Source organism: Gluconacetobacter asukensis (genome assembly GCF_014174375.1).
GTDB lineage: Bacteria > Pseudomonadota > Alphaproteobacteria > Acetobacterales > Acetobacteraceae > Gluconacetobacter > Gluconacetobacter asukensis.
This window is the reverse complement of sequence record NZ_JABEQE010000004.1, coordinates 183,942-202,618: the sequence shown is the minus strand read 5'-3', so window position 1 is coordinate 202,618 and position 18,677 is coordinate 183,942. Positions and strand designations below refer to the sequence as shown.

Genomic DNA, 18,677 nt, shown 5'->3' with positions numbered 1-18,677 from the left:
GATTTTCCGATCATCCAACCCATCCACCTTCAAAATGATATCGAAATAGGGGAGGAAACCGCAAAATTCTTCATATACATTTCGTAACGAGGTCAAAATCCAACGAGATGGTGAAAAAATGGTGCAGGGTAAGGCAAATAATGTCGGCTTTTCCGGGTATCGTGGAATGACCGCACGAAATTTTCTCCCAAGGCGGGTCAATCTGTTCGCCCTGCTTCTCGCAAGTGCCTCCGAGGTCGCGTTGTGCATGAGCGGCCGGGTCGCCCATGCCGATGACCTTCTGAAAAGCACAGTCTCGGACGCTGACGAAGCCGGCGAGTCCATCTCGGTACAGGCGGCGCGCAGCGGTGCGGCGACGGTCCTGTCGGACAGCACACGTCGGCACAGCACGACCAACGTCACAGTCGTATCCGGGCAGCAGCTTTTGCAAACCGGCCAGACCAGCGTGGTCGCGGCATTGGCGCAGATGGCGCCCGCCCTCAATTCACCACCTTCGGCGGGCATCGGCAGCAACAACCTCGCCCGCGTGATGATCCTGCGGAATCTGGGCGTCGACGAAACCCTGATCCTGGTAAACGGCAAGCGCCGCCATCTGGGCGCCAATTTCGGGCTCGGCGTCGGGCCGGCATCGGGCTCGGACCCTGCCGATATCGGCCTGATCCCCATCAGCGCCATCGATCATATCGAAATCATTACCGAAGGCGCTACCGCGCTCTACGGCCAGGAGGCCATCGGCGGCGCGGTCAATATCGTCCTGAAGTCCAACATCAACAAAGGGTCGTTTACGCTACAGGACAGCGGATATTACGCTGGAGACGGCGTGGGCATCGACGGATACGGCGATTACGGCGTCGCGCTCGGGTCGCATGGCGGATATCTGGACTTCGCCGGGCAGGTGTCCCACCAGCAGCCGACAGTGCGTTCCGGCCCCAACACCACCCAGAAATATTTTGCAATGCCTGATGGGTCACTTGACCCGCGCGAGGCAAAGTTGGGCGATGAAGTGAACCGCATCCAGGGCCTGAACCGCTCGATGCTGGAAACATTCAGCGTCAACGCCATGGTGCCGCTCTCGGATCGCGTCGAACTTTATAACACCACCACCTATGCCCATCGCACGGTCGAAACGCCGGGCTTCTTCCGCAATCCCAATGCCGACGCCAACGTACGCGCCATCTTTCCAAACGGATATAATCCGAAGCTGACCTATGAAGAGAATGATTTTCAGGTCAATGGCGGCCTCCGCGCCCGCAACGTCGTCGGATGGAACTGGGATTTCTATGTCCTGTATGGCAGGGACCAGCTGCGGTCAGGTGCCTATGACACGCTCAGTCCGACATTCGGGCTGAACAGCCAGACCACATTCTATGATGGCTCGTTCATCACCTCGGACCTCAGCGCCGGCTTCAAGGCATCGCGCGGCATCAGCCTGCCGTTCCTCGTGAAACCGCTGGCGGTCGAATTCGGGGGAGAATACCGCCATGACACTTATCAGATGACCGTGGGCGACTATCAGTCCTACGCCAATGGCGGCGTTCCCATCCTGGATGGCCCGCACAAGGGCAATCTCGCATCGCCAGGCGCCTCGGCCTATTCCGGCACGCCCCCTTCATCGGCTGGCAACCATTACAGAGACATCTTTGACGGCCACATCAATCTCGATGGCTGGATCACCCCGAAATGGGAGATCACGGCCGGCGGCCACGCCGTCAATTACTCCGACACGATCACCGCATATACCGGTTCCATCGGTACGCGCTACAATTTCAATTCGCGCTGGGCGATCCGTGGCAGCGTCAATACCGGATACAGGCCCCCCACACTCGCCGGGTTGTATTACAGCACGATCTTCTCTTCGCCCGGCTATCAGACGCTGTATGCGTCCTCGGTCAGTCAGGTGGCCCACCTGCTCGGAGCGGAAGGGCGCAAGGGTGAGTATTCGCGCAGCTTCAGCCTCGGCATCGACGCCACGCCCGTCGACAATTTCCACCTGACGGCGAACATCTACCGCATCAGCATCAATGACCGGCTTGAAAGCACGTCGAATTTCGGCGGCACGTCAATCGAGGATCTACTGGCCAGCGTCGGCGTCGTCGGTGTCCGCTACATGCAATATTATACCAACCCCGTCGATACCACGACGAACGGCGCCGACGTGAATGCGACCTATCTGTGGAATCTGGCCAACGGTCACAGCCTCCAGTTCGGCTTCTACGCCAATGTCGCAGATACCGAGATTTCGCGCTATCGCTCCACTCCCAGCATTCTGGCGGCTTACGGGCAGCAATATTACAACCAGTTCGCCCAGAACGACCTTTTGCGCACCTCGCCTAAAAACCGCGAGACCTGGTCGCTCACATGGCACAAGGGACGCTACACGATCGGATTGCAGGAGCTTCGCTATGGAAGCGTGATCTACATCATCAACCCGTCCGATCCGGCCAATCTGTGGACCAAAGTGCGGCCGCAATGGAACACGGACCTGAGTTTCGACGTCGCGCTCACAAGGCGCGCGCATCTGACGGTCGGCGCCAACAACCTCTTCGACAAATATCCCACGCGCGTCAGCCGCAAGGCCTCGGCTCCCACAGGCTCCTTTCAATATGCGACCTTTTCGCCCTCCGGCTTCATGGGCGGATATTACTACGCAAAATTCTCGATGACGTTCTAAGGTCCACATTCCATGTCATCTCCATCGTCATGCAACCACAAGGAGCGTGAAGGCGTGAGCGAAAAGCCGGTCGCGCTGGTAACGGGCGCCACAAGCGGGATCGGCTTCGCGATCGTGGAGATCCTGGCCACCGATCACGATGTCATCGCCTGTGGCCGCAGCAAGGCGGGGCTGGAGCGGTTAGCCGCCATCCCGCATGTTCGTCCCGTTTATCTCGACCTGACCGATCCCGCCTCGTTCCCGCCGCTGGTCGCGCATGCCCCCCGGCTGGACGTTCTGGTCCATTCAGCCGCGATTTCAGAGCGACACACGCTGGAGCAGGGCAATCCTGCCGCATGGCAGACCAGTTTTGCCATGAACGTCTTCGCACCGGCCGAACTGACCAGGATCTTCCTGCCTGCCTTGCGCGCCACAAGGGGGCAGGTCGTCTTCATCGGGTCCGGGGCAGGAACCAGGGCCGTGCCGGGACATATCATCTATTCCGCCACAAAATTCGCATTGCGCGCGATGGCGGATGCGCTGCGCCTGGAAGAGGTCGACAACGGTCTGCGTGTCGCGACCGTGGCGCCCGGTCCCACCGCAACGCCCATGAACCGCGCGGACCGAGACCCGCTCGACACCGACGAACCCCACCTCGCGCGCGGATCGCTCAGCGACCCGAAAGCCCATGCGGCAGCGGTAAGGCTGGTCGTCGATGCCCCGCCGGACTCTCAGGTGACCGAAATCACGGTCAGGCCGCGTCGGCTCTGATCTCCAGCCGCTCCGCAAACATGGGCCGGCCCTGCCGGCCATCACAGAGGTTCGTCATATAGGACTCCAGGACATGTCGTTTACGGAAACCAGCAGGATGACGTCGATACCCGATGTTATCGACCATCTCGTGAATATCGGGGCCCATCCGCATCTGAATGCACTGCGGGAGCACCGCCCGGTTCTGCGCGCCAATGCACAGGCCACCTTCCAGGCGCTTTTCTACCCCCGGGATGAAACCGAAGTCACCTGCGTCGAGCGGCGCGCACTCGGCTTCTATACCGTTCTGCTGCACAATATCGCCTCGGCCGAAGCGTTTTACGGCCTTCTGCTCGACGAGGCGCAGCCCGAAGACGCAGAACTGGGCGCGCTGATCCGCGAGCTGGCGTCGGAAAGCCTCCTGAAAGGCCCTTACGGATGTTTCCCCGAGGGACCGCTCACGGCCGAAGACCAGCCGGGCCCGCATTATCGGATATCGGAAGACAGGCGCGGCTGGCTGGGCGAGAGACTGGCCGGCGCGATCGAACACGCGCATCTCCTCATCTTTCACCCGCGCGATGTCAGGCCTGCGCACATGGAGCGCCTGGCCGAAGCAGGATGGAGCGTGTCGGGTATCGTCACCCTCTCACAATTGATCGCCTTCCTGTCATTCCAGCTTCGCCTCGTGCGCGGGCTGGAAGTGCTGCGCGATCGCGGCACGAACTGATATCCCGAAGGAGGAATGCTGTCATGACCGAGGCAACGAACGCACACGCGGAGCCGAATGTCTTCACGATGGCGATGCTGGGATGGAGCCCCTGGCTTCCCCCCATCGCGGAGAAGGATGCAACGCCCGCCATCCTCAAGGCCCTTGTCGATCCGGGACGGGTCAAATCGGACTATTTCATGCTGCTGGCACGAGATCCCGACGTGCTGGAAGCCCGAACCCTGTGCGACAAGGATATCTTCTACAACACCGAAGGCGGTCTGAGCCGCGGCCTGCGGGAATTCTCGGCGACGGTGGTTTCACGCACCAACGGGTGCATCTTCTGCGCATCGGTGCATGCGCGGTTCGCGGCGCGGTATCTGCAACAGAAGGACGCCGTCCAGACCTTTCTCGATCACGGGAAACCGGATGACGAACCCAGTCCCGAGATGCGTCTGGTCCAGGACGTTTCGGAAGCCCTGACCACGACACCCGCGGGCCTCGAGCCGGATCATATCGCAGCACTGCAACATGCGGGCTTCGATGATCTGATGATTCTGGATCTGATCAATTCCGCCTCGTTCTTTGCATGGGCCAACCGCCTCATGCTCTCGCTCGGCACGGCGACCTGGTGAACATGGGTGCGGACCAGGATTGTACGGCAAGACAGGGATTGATACGGGCAATGAACAGCACCACCGATATGACGACACGCCTGGCGGACCTCAAGCGCAAGGTCCAGCGGGAACTGGAATGGATCGATTTTCCCGCCAAGACATGGGTCCGTCCCCATGAATTCAGGGGCCGGACGATCCATGATGCCGTAGTGATCGGCGCGGGCATGGCGGGCCTCGCGGTTTCGGCCTCGCTGAAACGATACGGGATCGCCAATCATGTGGTTCTCGACATGGCGCCCGCGCGTCAGGAAGGACCATGGGTGACCTATGCCCGGATGGAGACGCTGCGCTCGCCCAAGATCTTGCCCGGGCCTTGCCTCAACATTCCGGTGCTTACCTTCCGGTCGTGGTTCGAGCATTGTCATGGCGAAGACGCATGGGCCGGGCTGGGACTGATCCCGCGCGGCATGTGGATGGATTATCTGATCTGGTTCCGCGACGTTCTCGACCTGCCCGTGGAAAACAACGTGAAGGTCCTGGATGTCGATCCGGTGGCTTCCGGCGTGATCCGGCTGACGATCGAACGCGATGGGCAGCGGCAGGAAATCTTCACGCGCAAGGCCATCCTGGCCACCGGCCGCGACGGCAGCAGCAGCCAGTATCTGCCCCCGGTCATTGCCGATCTGCCAGGGCACCTGCGGGCCCATGCGGCCGACCCGATCGATTTCTCAGCCCTCGCCGGCCGCCGCGTCGCGGTGATCGGCGCCGGCGCCTCCGCAATGGACAACGCCGCCACCGCGCTGGAAAACGGGGCCGCACGCGTCGACCTGCTGATCCGGCGCAGCGATCTGCCACGCATCAACAAATATCTTGGCCTTGGCTATCCGGGCTCGGTCAACGGCTTTGCCGGACTGTCGGATGCCTGGAAAATACGCTTCCTCGATTATGTCATGTCGGCCCAGACCCCGCCGCCGCGCCCCAGCGTCCTGCGCGTCTCACGCCACCCCAATGCGTTTTTCCATCTGGATTGCGGATTGCTCGATGCGCGGGAGGAAGGCGACGCGGTGGCGCTGAAAACGACCCGCGGCACCATGACATGCGATTTCCTCATCGCCGCCACCGGCTTCGACGTATCGCTTGCCCGGCGGCCTGAACTGCATCGCATCGCGCCCGGCATTCGCCTGTGGAAGGATCGCCTTGACGCCATGGCAGGCCAGATTCACTGCAACGAAATCAATGGTGAACTGGCCTCATCACCCGATCTCGGGCCGAATTTCGAATTCCAGCCGAAGACCGGCATGGAACGCCAGGGGCTGGACGATATTCACTGCTTCTCCTTCGCGGCGTCGCTGTCGTTGGGCAAGGTGAGCGGCGATATCCCGGCCATCAGCGACGGTGCGGACAAGCTGGTTCGCGGGATCGCCGCACAATTTTTCCAGACCGATGCCGCATGGCATTTCGCCAATCTGGAACAGTTCACGACCCCGGAAATTTTCGGCGACGAATGGTGCGATACGGCTCTTCCGACCGGATAAGCCACGTCGAACCGATGCTGTCCGGCCGCCCACGCAATCAGGCGGCCGGGGCATCATGCAGCCGGTCGGCAGGTTCGCCCTGCCGTCCCGCATCCGCTACGCGCCGTCAGCAACCGACGGCCGAACTCAGACCGGCAGATCCCGCCTGTCGGTGATCGTTTCCATCGTGATGTACGACGTCACGGAATCCAGATCGACCTGCGAGACGAGACGCTGATAGATCGTGTCGAAATCCGCCATGTCTGCGGCGACGACCTTGATCATGTAGTCGTAATTCCCGGCGATCCTGTAAAAATCGATCACGTTCGGGATCGCGGTCACGATCTTGCAGAAAAGCTCCAGCCATTCATGAGAGTGATGCCGCGTGCGCACCATCATGAACACGCTGAGCTTGAGCCCCAGCTTCACCGGGTCCAGCCTGACGGTCTCGTTCAGGATAAGCCCGCTTTCCCGCAGCACCGTCAGGCGCCGCCAGCAGGCATTCTGAGACATGCCGACGATATCCGCCAGCTCTCTCTGCGATACGGACGAATCCTTCTGGAGTGCCCGCAGAATCCGCCGATCAACATTGTCGAGTGTAAGGCTCATGACCGATTATTTGACCCAAATTTATTTTATTGCAACCAAAAAACGATATGGTTTTCTCCCTCCTGATGCTCATAAGATATGAAACGCGAGATTTCAGAGAACGAGGGAGGGAATATGTCCAGTAAACGGCTATTCTGTTTATGTATTATCCCTTCCAAATGCTCTCTCCTCTCATGCATCGGGCATATTCTCGACACAGTTTCTGGTCATCGTGAATTCTTGATGAATCGGCATCGGCAAGAGTGCTGCTGATGTATCGGCGAAAGGCTTCCCTCTCCCCTGTCCGTGGCATGTGCGCGGCACTGCCAGCCTTGCTCGTGGTGCTGTCCGCCTCGTTCGGCAGCGCGGTCTTCCCTGCCATGGCGGCGGAAGGCCCGATTCAGGGCGGAACATTGATCTATCTCGAACATCAGGCTCACACCAATCTCTATTCGCCGTCGGGAGGTTTCTACCCCAATGGCGGCATTCTGAACCAGATCACCGACCGCCTGACATGGCAGGACCCGGTTTCGCTGGAGATGAAGCCCTGGGTCGCGACCTCGTGGGAAATCAACGCCGATTATACGCAGTTCACGTTTCATATTCGTCCCGGCATCACGTTTTCCGACGGCTCGAAGCTCGATGCGGCGGTGGTCGCCGAAAATTTCGACATCTTCGCCCGGGGCAGCAAGGCGCGGAGATTGCCTGTCTCCGAAGTGGTGAACAATTACGCCCGTTCCGAAGTCATCGACCCGTTGACGGTCCGGTTCGATTTCAACACGCCCTCGCCGGGCTTCCTGCAAGGTACCTCGGTCATCGGCTCGGGGCTGCTCTCCCACGCCACATTGCAGCGCTCCTTCGACGAGCTGGGGCTCGGTACGCATATCATCGGATCAGGACCGTTCGTGATCGCCGATGAAATCGTCGGCAAGGAAGTCGATCTGGCGGCGCGCCCCGATTACCGCTGGGGCCCCGACGGCGCCACGCGCCGCGCATGGCTCGATCGTGTCCGCATCCTCGTGACGCCGGAGGACAGCATCCGTCTCGGCGCCCTTCTGGCCGGACAGGCCGATTTCATCCGCGATGTCGCCGCCTATGACGAGGAACAGGTCCGCCTGCGCGGCTACATGCTCTATGCTCCCTCCACACGCGGCGTGAACAATGCCCTGGCCTTCCGGCCGGACAATCCGCTGGTCGCCGACCGGCGGGTGCGCGCGGCCCTGCTCCATGCGACCAATCGCGAAGAGATCGTCACCGCGCTGTTTTCCGGCAATTATCCCCTGGCACGTTCGGTCATCGCCACGAAGGCCGCCGGGTTCGAGGATCTCTCGCGGCAGCTTGCCTTCGATCCGGCCCTGGCCGCCCACCTGCTCGACGAAGCCGGATGGCATCTGGCCGATGACGGACTCCGCTACAAGGACAACCAGCCCCTCGCACTCGGGATCCATTTCGCCCTGCCGCAACCGCAGAACCGTACGATGCTGGAGTTGATCGCACAGCAATGGCGCCGGGTCGGGGTTCAGCTCAACGTCATGTCGGGCTCCACCGCCGGCGTGATCATCGACAATCTCGATCCGGCAAGAACGCCGCTGATGATGGCCGAGGTCGGCCGGGCGGACCCGGATGTGCTGAAAAGCGAGTTCTATCCGTCCAACCGGGATATCCTGCTGCAAAAGGGCGGCCAGAGCACGAAGGTGCAGTCCTTCGCCGACGCGCGGCTCAATGCACTCCTGCAAGCCATCTCGGCGGACGTAAACCCGCAGGACCGGCTCAGGAAAACGCAGGAGGCCCAGGAATATATCCTGGATGCCTGTTACGTGATCCCCATCCTCGAAGAGCCGCAGGTCTATGCGGGCGCCCCCGCCGTGCACGGCGTTTCGTTCGAGGCGGTGGGGCGGCCGAATTTCTATGACATGTGGCTGGGCGCGCGCTGAAGAGGTGTCATGATGTTTCCCTATCTCCTGCGCCGTATCCTGCATGCCCTGCTCATTCTTCTGGGCGCCTTCACGTTCAGCTTCATCCTGCTCCAGGTCATGCCCGGCGATGCGATCACGGTGAAGTTCCAGGACCCCGATCTCGGCCTGACGCCCCAGCAGATTGCCGAAATCAGGCTCTCCTACGGCGCCGACGGTTCACGCGTCGCGCAATATTTCCACACGCTGACCGGCATGCTGCGTGGCGATTTCGGATATTCCGTGCAGCAGGGCGTTCCGGTGTCCACGCTGCTGCGGACCACTCTGCCGGTCACGCTCCGGCTCGCCGCCTTCAGCTTCGTGGTGGCCATCCTGGAGGCGATGGCCATCGCGTTCCTGGCGACGGCGCTTCCTTTCGCGTTTCTCAGGCGCATGCTGGCCGCCCTGCCGGGCTTTCTCGGCGCGATTCCGGTCTTCTGGTTCGGGATCGCGCTCATCCAGTTCCTGTCCTTCAAGCTCCGCCTGGTGCCGGTGGTCGGCGCCGGCCCCTATGAGGCGATGATTCTGCCGACCCTGGCCATCAGCCTGCCGATCGGCGCGCCGCTCGCACAGGTGCTGCTGGGAAATCTCGACGAAATCGCCGCGCGCCCGTTCGTGGCGGTGGTCCGTACCAAGGGCGCCGGCGCGTTGTGGACGCTGTTCCACCACGTCGCCCCCAACGCCATCCTGCCCTTCCTGACGATCAGCGGCCTGGTGTTCGGCGAATTGCTGGCCGGCGCCGTGGTGACGGAAACGATCTTCGGCCTCAACGGGATCGGCCAGCTGACGCAGCAGGCCGTGGCCGGGCAGGACGTCGCGGTGCTGCAGGCCGTCGTCATGATCTCGGCGGCGGCCTATGTGCTGATCAATCTGACCATCGACCTCGTCTATCCGCTGTTCGATCCCCGCATTCATCTGCAAGGCAGGACGATGTCATGATTGGCTATGCTGTTCTCGTCCGGCGCCTGGCCGGGTTCTGGACGATGAGAGGCGTCGCATCCCCGACGCTCGGCATCTCGATCGCCTTCATCGCGATGCTGGCCCTGATGGTGCTCTGCCCGGCGCTCTTCACGCATTACAGCGGGATTGACGGGGCGGCGTCCGAGCATCTGCAGGCCCCCTCGGCACGGCATCTGTTCGGAACGGACCAGTTGGGGCGCGATGTGTTCGCGCGTGTCGTCTACGGCGCGTCCCGCACGCTCTCCGCCGCAATCCTCGCGGTGGGCGTCGGGCTGGGCGTGGGGGGCGCCATCGGCCTGCTCGCCGGCGCGGCGGGCGGCCGCGTGGAGGCCGTGGTGATGGGGCTGGTGGACATCATGCTTTCAATTCCGGAATTGCTGCTGTCGCTCAGCGTGCTCATCCTCAGCGGCTTCGGCACGCTGCATGCCGCCGTGGCGGTCGGCATCGGTCAGCTCCCGTCTCTCGCCCGCGTGGTGCGGGGCGATGCGCGGCGCATCCGCGCCCTGGAATTCGTCGAGGCCGCCTATGGGGCCGGCGGCACCTTCGCCTCCGTCGTCCGGCGGCATATCCTGCCCAACTGCCTGACCTCGATCGCGTCCCTGTCGGTCCTGCGCTTCAGCACCGCCATTCTCTCGATCTCGACGCTCAGCTTCCTCGGCTACGGCGCACCGCCTCCTGCCCCCGAATGGGGCCTGATGATCGCGGACGGCCGCAATTACCTGGCAACCGCCTGGTGGATGAGCAGCTTTCCCGGGCTGATGGCGCTGCTGGTCGCCCTTGCGGCCCACCGGATCAGCCACGCCATCAGCGCGCGGGAGAGCGGGACGGGAAACAGATCATGACGGCACAGCTTCACCATTCGCCCCAGCCCGTCCTGGACGTCAGGGGTCTGAATGTCTTCTATCCCGCTCGCGGCGGTTTCGATGCGGCACGCCACCATGTCGTGCAGGATGTCTCCTTCAGCATCCCCAGGTTCGGCATGACGGCACTCCTGGGCGAGTCCGGCTCCGGCAAGTCGACAATCGGCAAGTCGATCATCGGGTTACTCCCCCGCGGGGCGGTGCTGGAGAAGGGCAGCATCGATTTCGACGGCCTCGACATGACCAGCCTCGCGGAACGCCAGATGGAAGCCCTGCGCGGACGGCGGATCGGATTCATCCCGCAGGACCCGTCCAACTCCCTCAATCCGGTCAAGACGGTGGGCGCGCAGCTCGGCGAGATGTTCACGCTGCACGGTCGCTACCCGCGCGAGACGGTGCGCGCCCGTTCGATCGCGTTGCTGGAGCGGGTGGGCCTCAAGGAGCCCGCGCGACGCTTCTCCCAGTATCCGCACGAACTTTCAGGCGGCATGCGCCAGCGTGTGCTCATTGCCATGGCGGTTGCGCTGAAGCCGGAACTGATCATCGCGGACGAGCCGACCAGCGCGCTGGACGCCACGGTCCAAATGCAGATTCTCGATCTTCTGGACACGCTGTGCCAGGAAAACGGAACCTCCGTGCTGCTGGTAACGCACGACCTCTCCGTGGCGGCCGCGCGCACGAACCATACGATCATCCTGCGGGGCGGCCGTGTGGAGGAAGAGGGCGCAACGCGCGACATCTTCGCCAATCCGGCATCGGCCTACACAAGGACCCTGCTCGACAGCCGGCCACGCTTCGTTCCCGCCACGGGCCGGCCGGTCTTCACCGGCGACCAGCCGGACGCAGCGGTCACCGTCGAGAATCTGGTCCAGGAATACCCCCTTGCGCGAGGCAGGACCTTCCGGGCGGTGGATGATATTTCCTTTTCCGTCCGGGCCGGAACAACCCACGCCCTTGTCGGCGAGTCGGGCTCGGGCAAGACCACGATCCTGCGTGCCCTGGTGGGGTTGCTCAAGCCGACAGCCGGGTCGATCCATGTCGCGGGGCAGGATGTTTCCACAACACGCGGCACACTGGCATTCCGGCGCCAGATCCAGCTTGTCTATCAGAATCCCCATGGCTCGCTGAACCCGAAACAGACGGTGGGCGAGATCCTCGAGGAGGCGATCGGCAATTTCCAGCGCGTCGATCGTGCCGACCGGCAGAAAGCCGTGCGGCACATCCTGGATCGTGTCGGCCTGCCGCGATCGGTCATCGAACGCCGCCCCGGCATGATGTCCGGCGGCCAGTGCCAACGCGTGGCACTGGCGCGCGGCCTGGTCATCCAGCCGCGCGTTCTGGTCCTGGACGAGGTCGTCTCGGCCCTGGATGTATGCGTTCAGGCCCAGATCCTGACCCTGCTGACCGACCTGCAGAAGGAGCTGGGCCTGACCTATATCTTCGTCTCGCATGATCTCGCCGTCGTCCGACAGATTTCAGACACGGTGACGGTGCTGTATCACGGCAGGCAGATGGAATCCGGCACGGTGGAAAGCGTCTTCACCACACCGCGCTCCGATTACACGAAATTGCTGATCGCCGCCGCGCAATAGCACCGCCTCCGGGTGGCGCTCCGGCATGGATCAACCCCCATGGGCTCGTCCCAACTGGTGGGAAGGGTGGGAAAGCCGGGTTCTCCACAACCAGCCGCCATCAAGTGGCCTTGCCACTTCCCGCCCCATAACGGCCCCGACATCACCTTTCCCACCCTTCCCACCGGGCCGCAGCCCGAAGGCAGGAATTTCATTGCGGAATATTCCTTATTTCGCTGTCTTTTCCGGATAATAACAGGCACAATCAATGATGTAGAAAATATTTCCATGTAATAATGACAGAAGGAAGAATTTTTAACTTGCTTCTGAAATTTATTCATGTGTAGATGACAACGGTGGATGCTTTTATGAGGACCCCTGACGCGCGTTGCGTCGGTGTTGTTCCGTGACAAGTTACGATTGCGTACACGTTTTGTATGCACCACCGCACTAAAGTAAAGGAGCCTCGTTATGACAACAGGCACCGTAAAATGGTTCAACTCCACCAAGGGCTTTGGCTTTATCCAGCCGGAGGACGGAACCGCCGACGTGTTCGTCCACATCACCGCGCTTGAGCGCGCTGGTATGGCCACCCTCAACGAGGGCCAGAAGATTTCGTATGAAATCGAGGCTGGCCGCAACGGCAAGAAGTCCGCGGTCAATCTCAAGGCTGCGTGAAGGTTCCGCCAGCGGCACCCTCGGAAAACCGCCCTTCGGGGCGGTTTTTTTATGCGCGGGCCCCAACCGGCGGAAGCCCGGCCCGGCACAGTCGCGCCAGGCCGGTCCCCATATCAGCGCAGGCCGCCGGACGCGATCAGCGTCTCCCCCGTCACCCACCCGGCATCGTCCGACGCCAGGAAAACCGCAAGCGGCGCAATGTCCCGCACCTGTCCCGTGCGGCCCAGCGGCGTCTGCGCGATGATGGCCTGCTCCATCTCCGAGCCGACGACATGCGCGGTCTGTGTGCCCTCGGTCTCGATCAGCCCGGGATTGATGGCATTCACCCGGATCTGCTTCGGCCCGAGTTCCCGCGCCAGCGACCCGGTAATGGCATCGACCGCGCCCTTGGTGCCGGTATAGACCGAAGAATTGGGCGGCGTGATGCGCGAGACGACCGAACTGATATTGATGATGCTGCCCCCGGCTCCCAGATGCGCCACAGCGGCCTGGGTCGTCAGCAGCACGCCCAGCACGTTGACGTTGAACTGCCGGTGGAAATGCTCTTCGGTGATCTCCTCGATCGACCCGAATTCATAGACACCCGAATTATTCACCAGAATATCCAGCCGGCCGAACTGGCTGATCGCGGCATCGACCAAGCCCTGCGCGTCGGCCTTGCGCGACACATCGCCCTGCACGGCAACGGCCTTGCCACCGGCTTCGGTGATTGCGGAGACCACCGCATCGGCCCCCGCCTTGCTGGACGCATAATTGACGATGACGGCAGCGCCTTCCGCCGCCAGCGCCTTGGCGATCCCGGCCCCGATCCCCTTGGAGGCCCCGGTGACGATCGCGACTTTTCCTGAAAGCTTGCTCATTGGTCCATGCCTCTTCTGGGCCGGGAAGCGCCTCTGCCCCTCATGCCCGGTTTGCGAAAACGGATAGGTTAAAATGTGGAGCGCCCGCTCCAACATGAGGCATATTGAGAGACGCATCCCGGCGTTCAAGGATTTATGGAGCGATGACTACAAAAATAATTGTCGACACGCAGGCCGCCACGAAGACCGCCCCCACCCGCCGCGGCCGAGGCCGCCCGCAATCCTTCGACCGGGCGCAGGCCCTGTGCGCGGCGATGCGCCTGTTCTGGGATCGGGGCTATGACGGCACCAGCTTCGACGACCTGACCGCCGCCATGGGCATCAGCGCATCGAGCTTCTACAACGCATTCGGCAGCAAGGAGGCCCTGTACCAGGAGACCATCGACGCCTACGTCAAACGCGCCGGCGCCTGGTTCACCACCATCCTGCAGGAACCAACCGACACCCGCAGCACCTTCGCGCACCTGCTGACAACAGCCGCCACCGAATTCACGCGCGACGACCTGCCGACCGGCTGCATGATCGCAGCCGCCGCCACCCAATGCGCCCCCACCCAGGCCCGCCTGCGCGACCTGCTCGCCACCCAACGCACCCAATCCGAAACCGCCCTCGTCACCCGCCTCCAGCAGGGAATCCAGGCCGGCGACCTCCCCCCCGACACCGACATCAAGGCCCTCGCCGCCTTCTACAGCGCCCTCCTGCGCGGCATGGCAGTACAGGCCCGAGACGGCATCCCCCGCGAAAGACTGCACGAAATCGCCCGCATCGCCATGCAGGCCTGGCCGACACCGCCATAGCCGCACGGCGCAGCTACTCCCGCGTCACAAAGCAGGCGCTCTCTGTCCTCGGCAAGCTGATCCATCCAACAGGACCTGGCGCCGATCAAAAATTCCTCTCCGGGAGCGTTACCTCGGAGGCTATCCGGTCGAACCTCCAGACAGACGCGCCAGGTCAGGCCGTCATCCGCCGGTCGCCGAGGGGCACTGGTCCAACATCCAGGAGAATGTTTATGTCCGATCGTTTGATGTCCACCCTGGTGATGGGTGCCTTCGCGACCGCATTGGGCGCACTGAGCGTCACCCCGGCCAGCGCGCAGGAGTTCACGGCCCTGCAGAAGAAGATCCAGGCCGCGAACACCATCAAGGTGAAATCCGGCAAGGTCCAGCCCTGCTTCGGCGTGGCGCTCAAGGGTCAGAACGACTGCTATGCCGGTGCCGGAACGACCTGTGCCGGCACCAGCACCACCGACTATCAGGGCAATGCCTTCAAGCTCACACCTGCGGGCAGCTGCACGGCCATCTCCACCCCGAATGGAGCAGGCAGCCTCACGCCCAAGGCCTGACTCCGGCTCGGCCGGGCCTCGGGCCCGGTCGTCCTTTCCAATCCGGGAGAGACGCGAACCGTGCCGGAATTCTTCTTCGCAAGCCCGCACGCCAGAATGCCCAAACGCGCCGGCGTCGGCCTGAAGGCCGAGCACTACCGCACGATTATCGATACGTCCCCCGATGTCGGTTTTTTCGAAGTGCACGCGGAAAACTATATGGGCGCAGGTGGGCCGCCGCATCGCTATCTTGCGGCCATCCGCGAACGCTATCCCCTGTCGCTCCACGGCGTCGGCCTGTCGATCGGTGCGGCGCGGCCGCTGGACCGCGATCACCTCGGTCGCCTGAAACAACTGATCGACCGCTACGCTCCGGCTCTCGTCTCGGAACACCTTGCCTGGTCGAGCCACGACGCGGGTTTCCTCAACGACCTGCTGCCGCTGCCCTATACGGCCGAGACGCTCATGCATGTCGCAGACCATGTCGATCAGGTGCAGGGCGCCCTGGGGCGGCAGATGCTGCTTGAAAACCCGTCCACCTATCTGGCGTTCGCCGAAAGCACCTGGTCGGAAACCGGCTTCATCGCGGAAATCGTGCGACGCACGGGCTGCGGCCTGCTGCTGGACGTGAACAATGTCCATGTCGCCTCGATCAACCAGCAATGGGATCCAATCGCCTATATCGACTCCTACCCGCTTGCCCATGTGCAGGAAATTCATCTGGCGGGCTCTGCTCCCGATGCCGATGACGAGGGACGCCCCCTGCTGATCGATGCCCATGACCGTCCTGTCGCAGACCTTGTCTGGGATCTGTTTGCCTATACGGTCGCACGCATCGGGCCTGTCCCGACCCTGATCGAATGGGACATGGATGTGCCCGACTGGTCGATGCTGAAGGCGGAAGCGGACCGCGCGGAGCGGACCATGACGGCGACATCCGTTGGGATATCCCACCGATCTCAAGGTTTTTCGCACATATCCTGCAACGACCCCACCGGACATGACGGCCATGCCCGAGCTGATTGATCAATCCGCACCCATCCGGAAAAGCCGGGGCGACGGTGCCGTCGTGCGGGACCTTGCGCAGCTTCAGGCCGCATTTGCCAACGCGATTCTCGATCCCGGCATGGCCGTCCCTTCAGGCCTGACCGGACCCGACGGGCGACCGGGCGCCAGGCGGTTTGCCGTCTATCGCAACAATGTCGTGGCCGGTCTGATCGAAACCCTGAAAGCCGCCTTTCCCGTGACATGCCGCCTTGTCGGTGATGAATTCTTCGCTGCCATGGCCCGCGTTTACGTCGCCGGAGAACCGCCGCGTTCGCCGATCATGCTCGATTACGGAGCAGGTTTTTCAGAATTTATCGCGCAGTTCGAACCCGCGGCGGCGCTCCCCTATCTTCGGGATATTGCCCGGCTCGAGCGATCATGGGTGGAGGCCTATCACGCGGCGGAAGCGATACCGTTGCTGCCATCCGCGCTGGCTCGGGTCCCGCCCGCGGAGCTGCCCTCCATGCGTCTTCTTCTCCATCCCTCTGTCCGGATCGTGCGGTCGATCTTTCCGATCGTCGCCATCTGGCAGATCAACGTCGACGCGTGCGGGACGCGCGAGGTGAACCTTGCCGACGGCAGCGAGGATGCGCTCGTCACGCGGCCGGACGCGGAGGTTGAAATACGTGCCCTGCCGGTTGGAGCCGCGGCATTCATCGAGGCGTTGCTGGCGGGTTCCCCGATCGTCGATGCGATGAAGCGGGGGATGTCCGTCGGTCCGTGTTTCGATCTGGCCTGTGCGCTGACGGGCCTGTTCGAAGCGCGCGCGATTATCGGCTTCGACAGGCCATCGCGTCGGCCAGGAAGGGACGCATGAGCGGGGCATCGACTTCTCCGATCGGGCCTGTCATGGCGGTCCGCCAGGCTATCGCCTGGATCGAAGTGGCCGCGCGACAGATCGCGCCTCCGCTCCTGCGTGTATCCCTCGCATTGCCCTTCCTTCGCTCCGGGCTCACCCGGTGGGATGGTTTCCTGTCGCTTTCACCTGGGACGCTCTTTCTGTTCGAAGACCAGTTCAAGCTGCATATCCTTGGCAGAGAGCGCAATCTTCCGGCGCCAGACCAACTGGCCCTGCTGACCGCGACAGCCGAGATCGTGCTTCCGGTTCTGCTGCTTCTCGGCCTTGGGACTCGCTTCGCCGCCCAGGCCCTGCTGATTATGACTGGCGTCATCCAGCTTGTGTTCCCGGATGGATGGGCCAATTTTCACCTGTACTGGGCAGCGATCGCGGTGGGCATCGTCGCCATTGGCCCAGGCGGCCTGTCGATCGATCATTGGGTCGATCGACGCTTTCGTCCTCTTGGGGGCCGCCGTCATGAGCAATGACAAGCAGCGGCGGCTGAGGCTGGTGTCGTCGGGAGAGGAGAGAGCGTGCGCGGACGCGAACAGCGCAGACAGGACCATCGGAGCGGAAGCAACGCGCGATATCGATTGGACCATTCTCATGGCGCGGGCGCAGGATGGCGACACGGCTTCCTACCTGCGCCTTCTTCATGAGATTACGCCCTATCTGAGGTCGCTGGTCAGGCTCTGGCACAAGGACCATTGGGATGCCGAGGATACAGTGCAGGACATCTTGCTTACCCTCCATTCCATCCGACACACTTATGATCCTTCGCGTCCGTTCGGTCCCTGGCTCGTGGGTATCGCCAATCGCCGGGCTGTCGACCGGCTGCGCCGGCGCGGGCGCCAGGCGCTCCGCGAGGCGCCCCTCAGGGACGAACATGAGGGGATAGCCTCGCCGTCTCAGGACAGTGACAGCATGCTTGACAAACATCATCTGGAGGAGGCTATCGGATCTCTGCCGCCGATCCAGCAGAGGGCTGTCGATCTCCTCAAGCTCAAGGAAATGTCGTTGAAGGACGCGGCGGCCGAGACGGGCCTGTCGATCGCGTCCCTGAAGATGGCCACCCATCGCGCGCTCAAAAATCTGCGGGCGATGCTTTCCGATCGGGGGGATTCATGATGGACACGTCGGATCTCATCCAGTCCCTCGCCGCCAACGCCGGTCCGGTCACGCGTCTCCGTTCGCCTTTGATGCGTGCCACCGGTTGGCTCCTGCTTGCTGCCGCGCTTATGGCTCTGCTGACAGTCGGCCATGGCTTACGACCGCAATTCGCCGAACGCATGCGGGATGCGAGCTTCGCGATCAATATGCTCTCCGCACTTCTGACCGGGGTGCTGGCAACGATCGCCACATTCTTCGTCAGTCTGCCGGACCGGTCGCGGTGGTGGCTCTTGCTGCCGGCTCCGCCGCTCGTCATATGGCTGTCGACCATCGGCTACCAGTGCTTCGATGGATGGGTGCCCATACCCCCGGGAGCGGTCACGGTCGAAGCGGCATCCAGTTGCCTCGCCACGCTTGTCCTGACGAGCCTGCCCCTGTCCCTGGTGATGCTGGTCATGCTGCGCTACGCGGCGGCGCTCCGGCCGACCTCCGTCATCCTGATGGGGAGCCTCGCCGTATCGGCCATCACCTCAAGCGCATTGTCGATGTTCCACCCCCTGGATGCCACGGCGATGGTCCTGGGTTGGAATCTCGGCACGGCGGTTCTGTTCCTGGGAGCCGCCGCCCTCTTCAGCCGCAGACTGTCGAACTAGGC

General features: G+C 62.6%; 19 protein-coding genes. 17 read left to right on the top strand and 2 right to left on the bottom strand.

What is annotated here, in order from left to right; translation table 11 throughout:
* The first annotated feature begins 166 nt into the window (after positions 1-166).
* The 5 genes from HLH35_RS06670 to HLH35_RS06650 all read left to right on the top strand — a co-directional run bounded on the left by HLH35_RS06670 (position 167) and on the right by HLH35_RS06650 (position 6,258).
* Complete coding sequence (locus tag HLH35_RS06670) at positions 167-2,671, top strand: TonB-dependent receptor plug domain-containing protein (RefSeq protein WP_182978396.1); 2,505 nt, start codon at positions 167-169, stop codon at positions 2,669-2,671.
* Between the two features lie 54 nt (positions 2,672-2,725).
* Positions 2,726-3,421, top strand: coding sequence for an SDR family oxidoreductase (locus tag HLH35_RS06665; RefSeq protein ID WP_220790574.1), 696 nt, complete (start codon positions 2,726-2,728; stop codon positions 3,419-3,421).
* Between the two features lie 97 nt (positions 3,422-3,518).
* Entirely contained in the window at positions 3,519-4,127 is a 609-nt protein-coding gene (locus tag HLH35_RS06660; RefSeq protein WP_182978394.1) for a CMD domain protein, read from the top strand.
* 23 nt (positions 4,128-4,150) lie between these two features.
* Entirely contained in the window at positions 4,151-4,741 is a 591-nt protein-coding gene (locus HLH35_RS06655) for an alkylhydroperoxidase domain protein (protein ID WP_182978393.1), read from the top strand.
* Positions 4,742-4,791: 50 nt separating this feature from the next.
* Positions 4,792-6,258 (top strand): NAD(P)-binding domain-containing protein, encoded by a 1,467-nt coding sequence (locus HLH35_RS06650; RefSeq protein ID WP_246384897.1) that lies wholly within the window; start codon positions 4,792-4,794, stop codon positions 6,256-6,258.
* Positions 6,259-6,384: 126 nt separating this feature from the next.
* Here the strand turns inward: HLH35_RS06650 and HLH35_RS06645 are convergent, their stop codons facing one another.
* Positions 6,385-6,846 carry an Lrp/AsnC family transcriptional regulator gene (locus HLH35_RS06645; RefSeq protein ID WP_182978392.1) on the bottom strand — a complete coding sequence of 154 codons (462 nt, stop codon included), beginning with the start codon at positions 6,844-6,846 and terminating at the stop codon, positions 6,385-6,387.
* 251 nt (positions 6,847-7,097) lie between these two features.
* Between HLH35_RS06645 and HLH35_RS06640 the strand changes: the two genes are divergently transcribed.
* The 5 genes from HLH35_RS06640 (at position 7,098) to HLH35_RS06620 (ending at position 12,846) form a co-directional block, all read left to right on the top strand.
* On the top strand, positions 7,098-8,759 hold the full coding sequence (locus tag HLH35_RS06640) for a TIGR04028 family ABC transporter substrate-binding protein (protein ID WP_220790573.1): 1,662 nt from the start codon (positions 7,098-7,100) through the stop codon (positions 8,757-8,759).
* Between the two features lie 9 nt (positions 8,760-8,768).
* On the top strand, positions 8,769-9,716 hold the full coding sequence (locus HLH35_RS06635; protein ID WP_182978391.1) for an ABC transporter permease: 948 nt from the start codon (positions 8,769-8,771) through the stop codon (positions 9,714-9,716).
* Positions 9,713-10,579: an ABC transporter permease gene (locus HLH35_RS06630; protein ID WP_182978390.1), complete on the top strand. Its 867-nt coding sequence runs from the start codon at positions 9,713-9,715 to the stop codon at positions 10,577-10,579. The genes HLH35_RS06635 and HLH35_RS06630 overlap by 4 nt, the downstream gene beginning before the upstream one ends.
* Positions 10,576-12,189, top strand: a complete 1,614-nt coding sequence (locus HLH35_RS06625) for a dipeptide ABC transporter ATP-binding protein (RefSeq protein ID WP_182978389.1) — start codon at positions 10,576-10,578, stop codon at positions 12,187-12,189. The genes HLH35_RS06630 and HLH35_RS06625 overlap by 4 nt, the downstream gene beginning before the upstream one ends.
* Before the next feature lie 450 nt (positions 12,190-12,639).
* A complete protein-coding gene (locus tag HLH35_RS06620) occupies positions 12,640-12,846 on the top strand; it encodes a cold-shock protein (RefSeq protein WP_182950141.1) in 207 nt (68 codons plus the stop codon).
* A 113-nt stretch (positions 12,847-12,959) separates the two neighbouring features.
* Here the strand turns inward: HLH35_RS06620 and HLH35_RS06615 are convergent, their stop codons facing one another.
* A complete protein-coding gene (locus HLH35_RS06615) occupies positions 12,960-13,706 on the bottom strand; it encodes a glucose 1-dehydrogenase (RefSeq protein WP_182978388.1) in 747 nt (248 codons plus the stop codon).
* A gap of 143 nt (positions 13,707-13,849) precedes the next feature.
* Here HLH35_RS06615 and HLH35_RS06610 point away from each other — a divergent pair, with 143 nt between their 5' ends.
* The 7 genes from HLH35_RS06610 (at position 13,850) to HLH35_RS06580 (ending at position 18,675) form a co-directional block, all read left to right on the top strand.
* Positions 13,850-14,503: a TetR/AcrR family transcriptional regulator gene (locus HLH35_RS06610; protein WP_246384896.1), complete on the top strand. Its 654-nt coding sequence runs from the start codon at positions 13,850-13,852 to the stop codon at positions 14,501-14,503.
* Between the two features lie 212 nt (positions 14,504-14,715).
* On the top strand, positions 14,716-15,048 hold the full coding sequence (locus tag HLH35_RS06605; RefSeq protein WP_182978387.1) for a BufA1 family periplasmic bufferin-type metallophore: 333 nt from the start codon (positions 14,716-14,718) through the stop codon (positions 15,046-15,048).
* Positions 15,049-15,144: 96 nt separating this feature from the next.
* Positions 15,145-16,053, top strand: coding sequence for an MNIO family bufferin maturase (gene bufB / locus HLH35_RS06600; RefSeq protein ID WP_182978386.1), 909 nt, complete (start codon positions 15,145-15,147; stop codon positions 16,051-16,053).
* Positions 16,028-16,891, top strand: coding sequence for an HvfC/BufC N-terminal domain-containing protein (locus tag HLH35_RS06595; protein ID WP_220790572.1), 864 nt, complete (start codon positions 16,028-16,030; stop codon positions 16,889-16,891). Before bufB ends, HLH35_RS06595 begins: the two co-directional genes overlap by 26 nt.
* The gene (locus tag HLH35_RS06590) at positions 16,888-17,400 is read left to right on the top strand and encodes a DoxX family protein (RefSeq protein WP_182978385.1); all 513 of its coding nucleotides are present in this window, start codon (positions 16,888-16,890) and stop codon (positions 17,398-17,400) included. Before HLH35_RS06595 ends, HLH35_RS06590 begins: the two co-directional genes overlap by 4 nt.
* The gene (locus HLH35_RS06585) at positions 17,390-18,040 is read left to right on the top strand and encodes a sigma-70 family RNA polymerase sigma factor (protein ID WP_182978384.1); all 651 of its coding nucleotides are present in this window, start codon (positions 17,390-17,392) and stop codon (positions 18,038-18,040) included. The genes HLH35_RS06590 and HLH35_RS06585 overlap by 11 nt, the downstream gene beginning before the upstream one ends.
* Positions 18,037-18,675 carry an NrsF family protein gene (locus HLH35_RS06580; protein ID WP_220790571.1) on the top strand — a complete coding sequence of 213 codons (639 nt, stop codon included), beginning with the start codon at positions 18,037-18,039 and terminating at the stop codon, positions 18,673-18,675. The genes HLH35_RS06585 and HLH35_RS06580 overlap by 4 nt, the downstream gene beginning before the upstream one ends.
* The last annotated feature ends 2 nt before the right edge of the window (positions 18,676-18,677 follow it).

What these genes read in the sequence shown, in the direction of transcription:
- HLH35_RS06660 (WP_182978394.1), top strand. Translation starts at nt 3,519, where the DNA reads ATGACGTCGATACCCGATGTTATCGACCATCTCGTGAATATCGGGGCC.
- HLH35_RS06625 (WP_182978389.1), top strand. Translation starts at nt 10,576, where the DNA reads ATGACGGCACAGCTTCACCATTCGCCCCAGCCCGTCCTGGACGTCAGG.
- HLH35_RS06650 (WP_246384897.1), top strand. Translation starts at nt 4,792, where the DNA reads ATGAACAGCACCACCGATATGACGACACGCCTGGCGGACCTCAAGCGC.
- HLH35_RS06630 (WP_182978390.1), top strand. Translation starts at nt 9,713, where the DNA reads ATGATTGGCTATGCTGTTCTCGTCCGGCGCCTGGCCGGGTTCTGGACG.
- HLH35_RS06605 (WP_182978387.1), top strand. Translation starts at nt 14,716, where the DNA reads ATGTCCGATCGTTTGATGTCCACCCTGGTGATGGGTGCCTTCGCGACC.
- HLH35_RS06655 (WP_182978393.1), top strand. Translation starts at nt 4,151, where the DNA reads ATGACCGAGGCAACGAACGCACACGCGGAGCCGAATGTCTTCACGATG.
- HLH35_RS06620 (WP_182950141.1), top strand. Translation starts at nt 12,640, where the DNA reads ATGACAACAGGCACCGTAAAATGGTTCAACTCCACCAAGGGCTTTGGC.
- HLH35_RS06595 (WP_220790572.1), top strand. Translation starts at nt 16,028, where the DNA reads ATGACGGCCATGCCCGAGCTGATTGATCAATCCGCACCCATCCGGAAA.
- HLH35_RS06670 (WP_182978396.1), top strand. Translation starts at nt 167, where the DNA reads ATGACCGCACGAAATTTTCTCCCAAGGCGGGTCAATCTGTTCGCCCTG.
- HLH35_RS06590 (WP_182978385.1), top strand. Translation starts at nt 16,888, where the DNA reads ATGAGCGGGGCATCGACTTCTCCGATCGGGCCTGTCATGGCGGTCCGC.
- HLH35_RS06610 (WP_246384896.1), top strand. Translation starts at nt 13,850, where the DNA reads ATGACTACAAAAATAATTGTCGACACGCAGGCCGCCACGAAGACCGCC.
- HLH35_RS06635 (WP_182978391.1), top strand. Translation starts at nt 8,769, where the DNA reads ATGATGTTTCCCTATCTCCTGCGCCGTATCCTGCATGCCCTGCTCATT.
- HLH35_RS06615 (WP_182978388.1), bottom strand. Translation starts at nt 13,706, where the DNA reads ATGAGCAAGCTTTCAGGAAAAGTCGCGATCGTCACCGGGGCCTCCAAG.
- HLH35_RS06585 (WP_182978384.1), top strand. Translation starts at nt 17,390, where the DNA reads ATGAGCAATGACAAGCAGCGGCGGCTGAGGCTGGTGTCGTCGGGAGAG.
- HLH35_RS06640 (WP_220790573.1), top strand. Translation starts at nt 7,098, where the DNA reads ATGTATCGGCGAAAGGCTTCCCTCTCCCCTGTCCGTGGCATGTGCGCG.
- HLH35_RS06580 (WP_220790571.1), top strand. Translation starts at nt 18,037, where the DNA reads ATGATGGACACGTCGGATCTCATCCAGTCCCTCGCCGCCAACGCCGGT.
- bufB (WP_182978386.1), top strand. Translation starts at nt 15,145, where the DNA reads ATGCCCAAACGCGCCGGCGTCGGCCTGAAGGCCGAGCACTACCGCACG.
- HLH35_RS06645 (WP_182978392.1), bottom strand. Translation starts at nt 6,846, where the DNA reads ATGAGCCTTACACTCGACAATGTTGATCGGCGGATTCTGCGGGCACTC.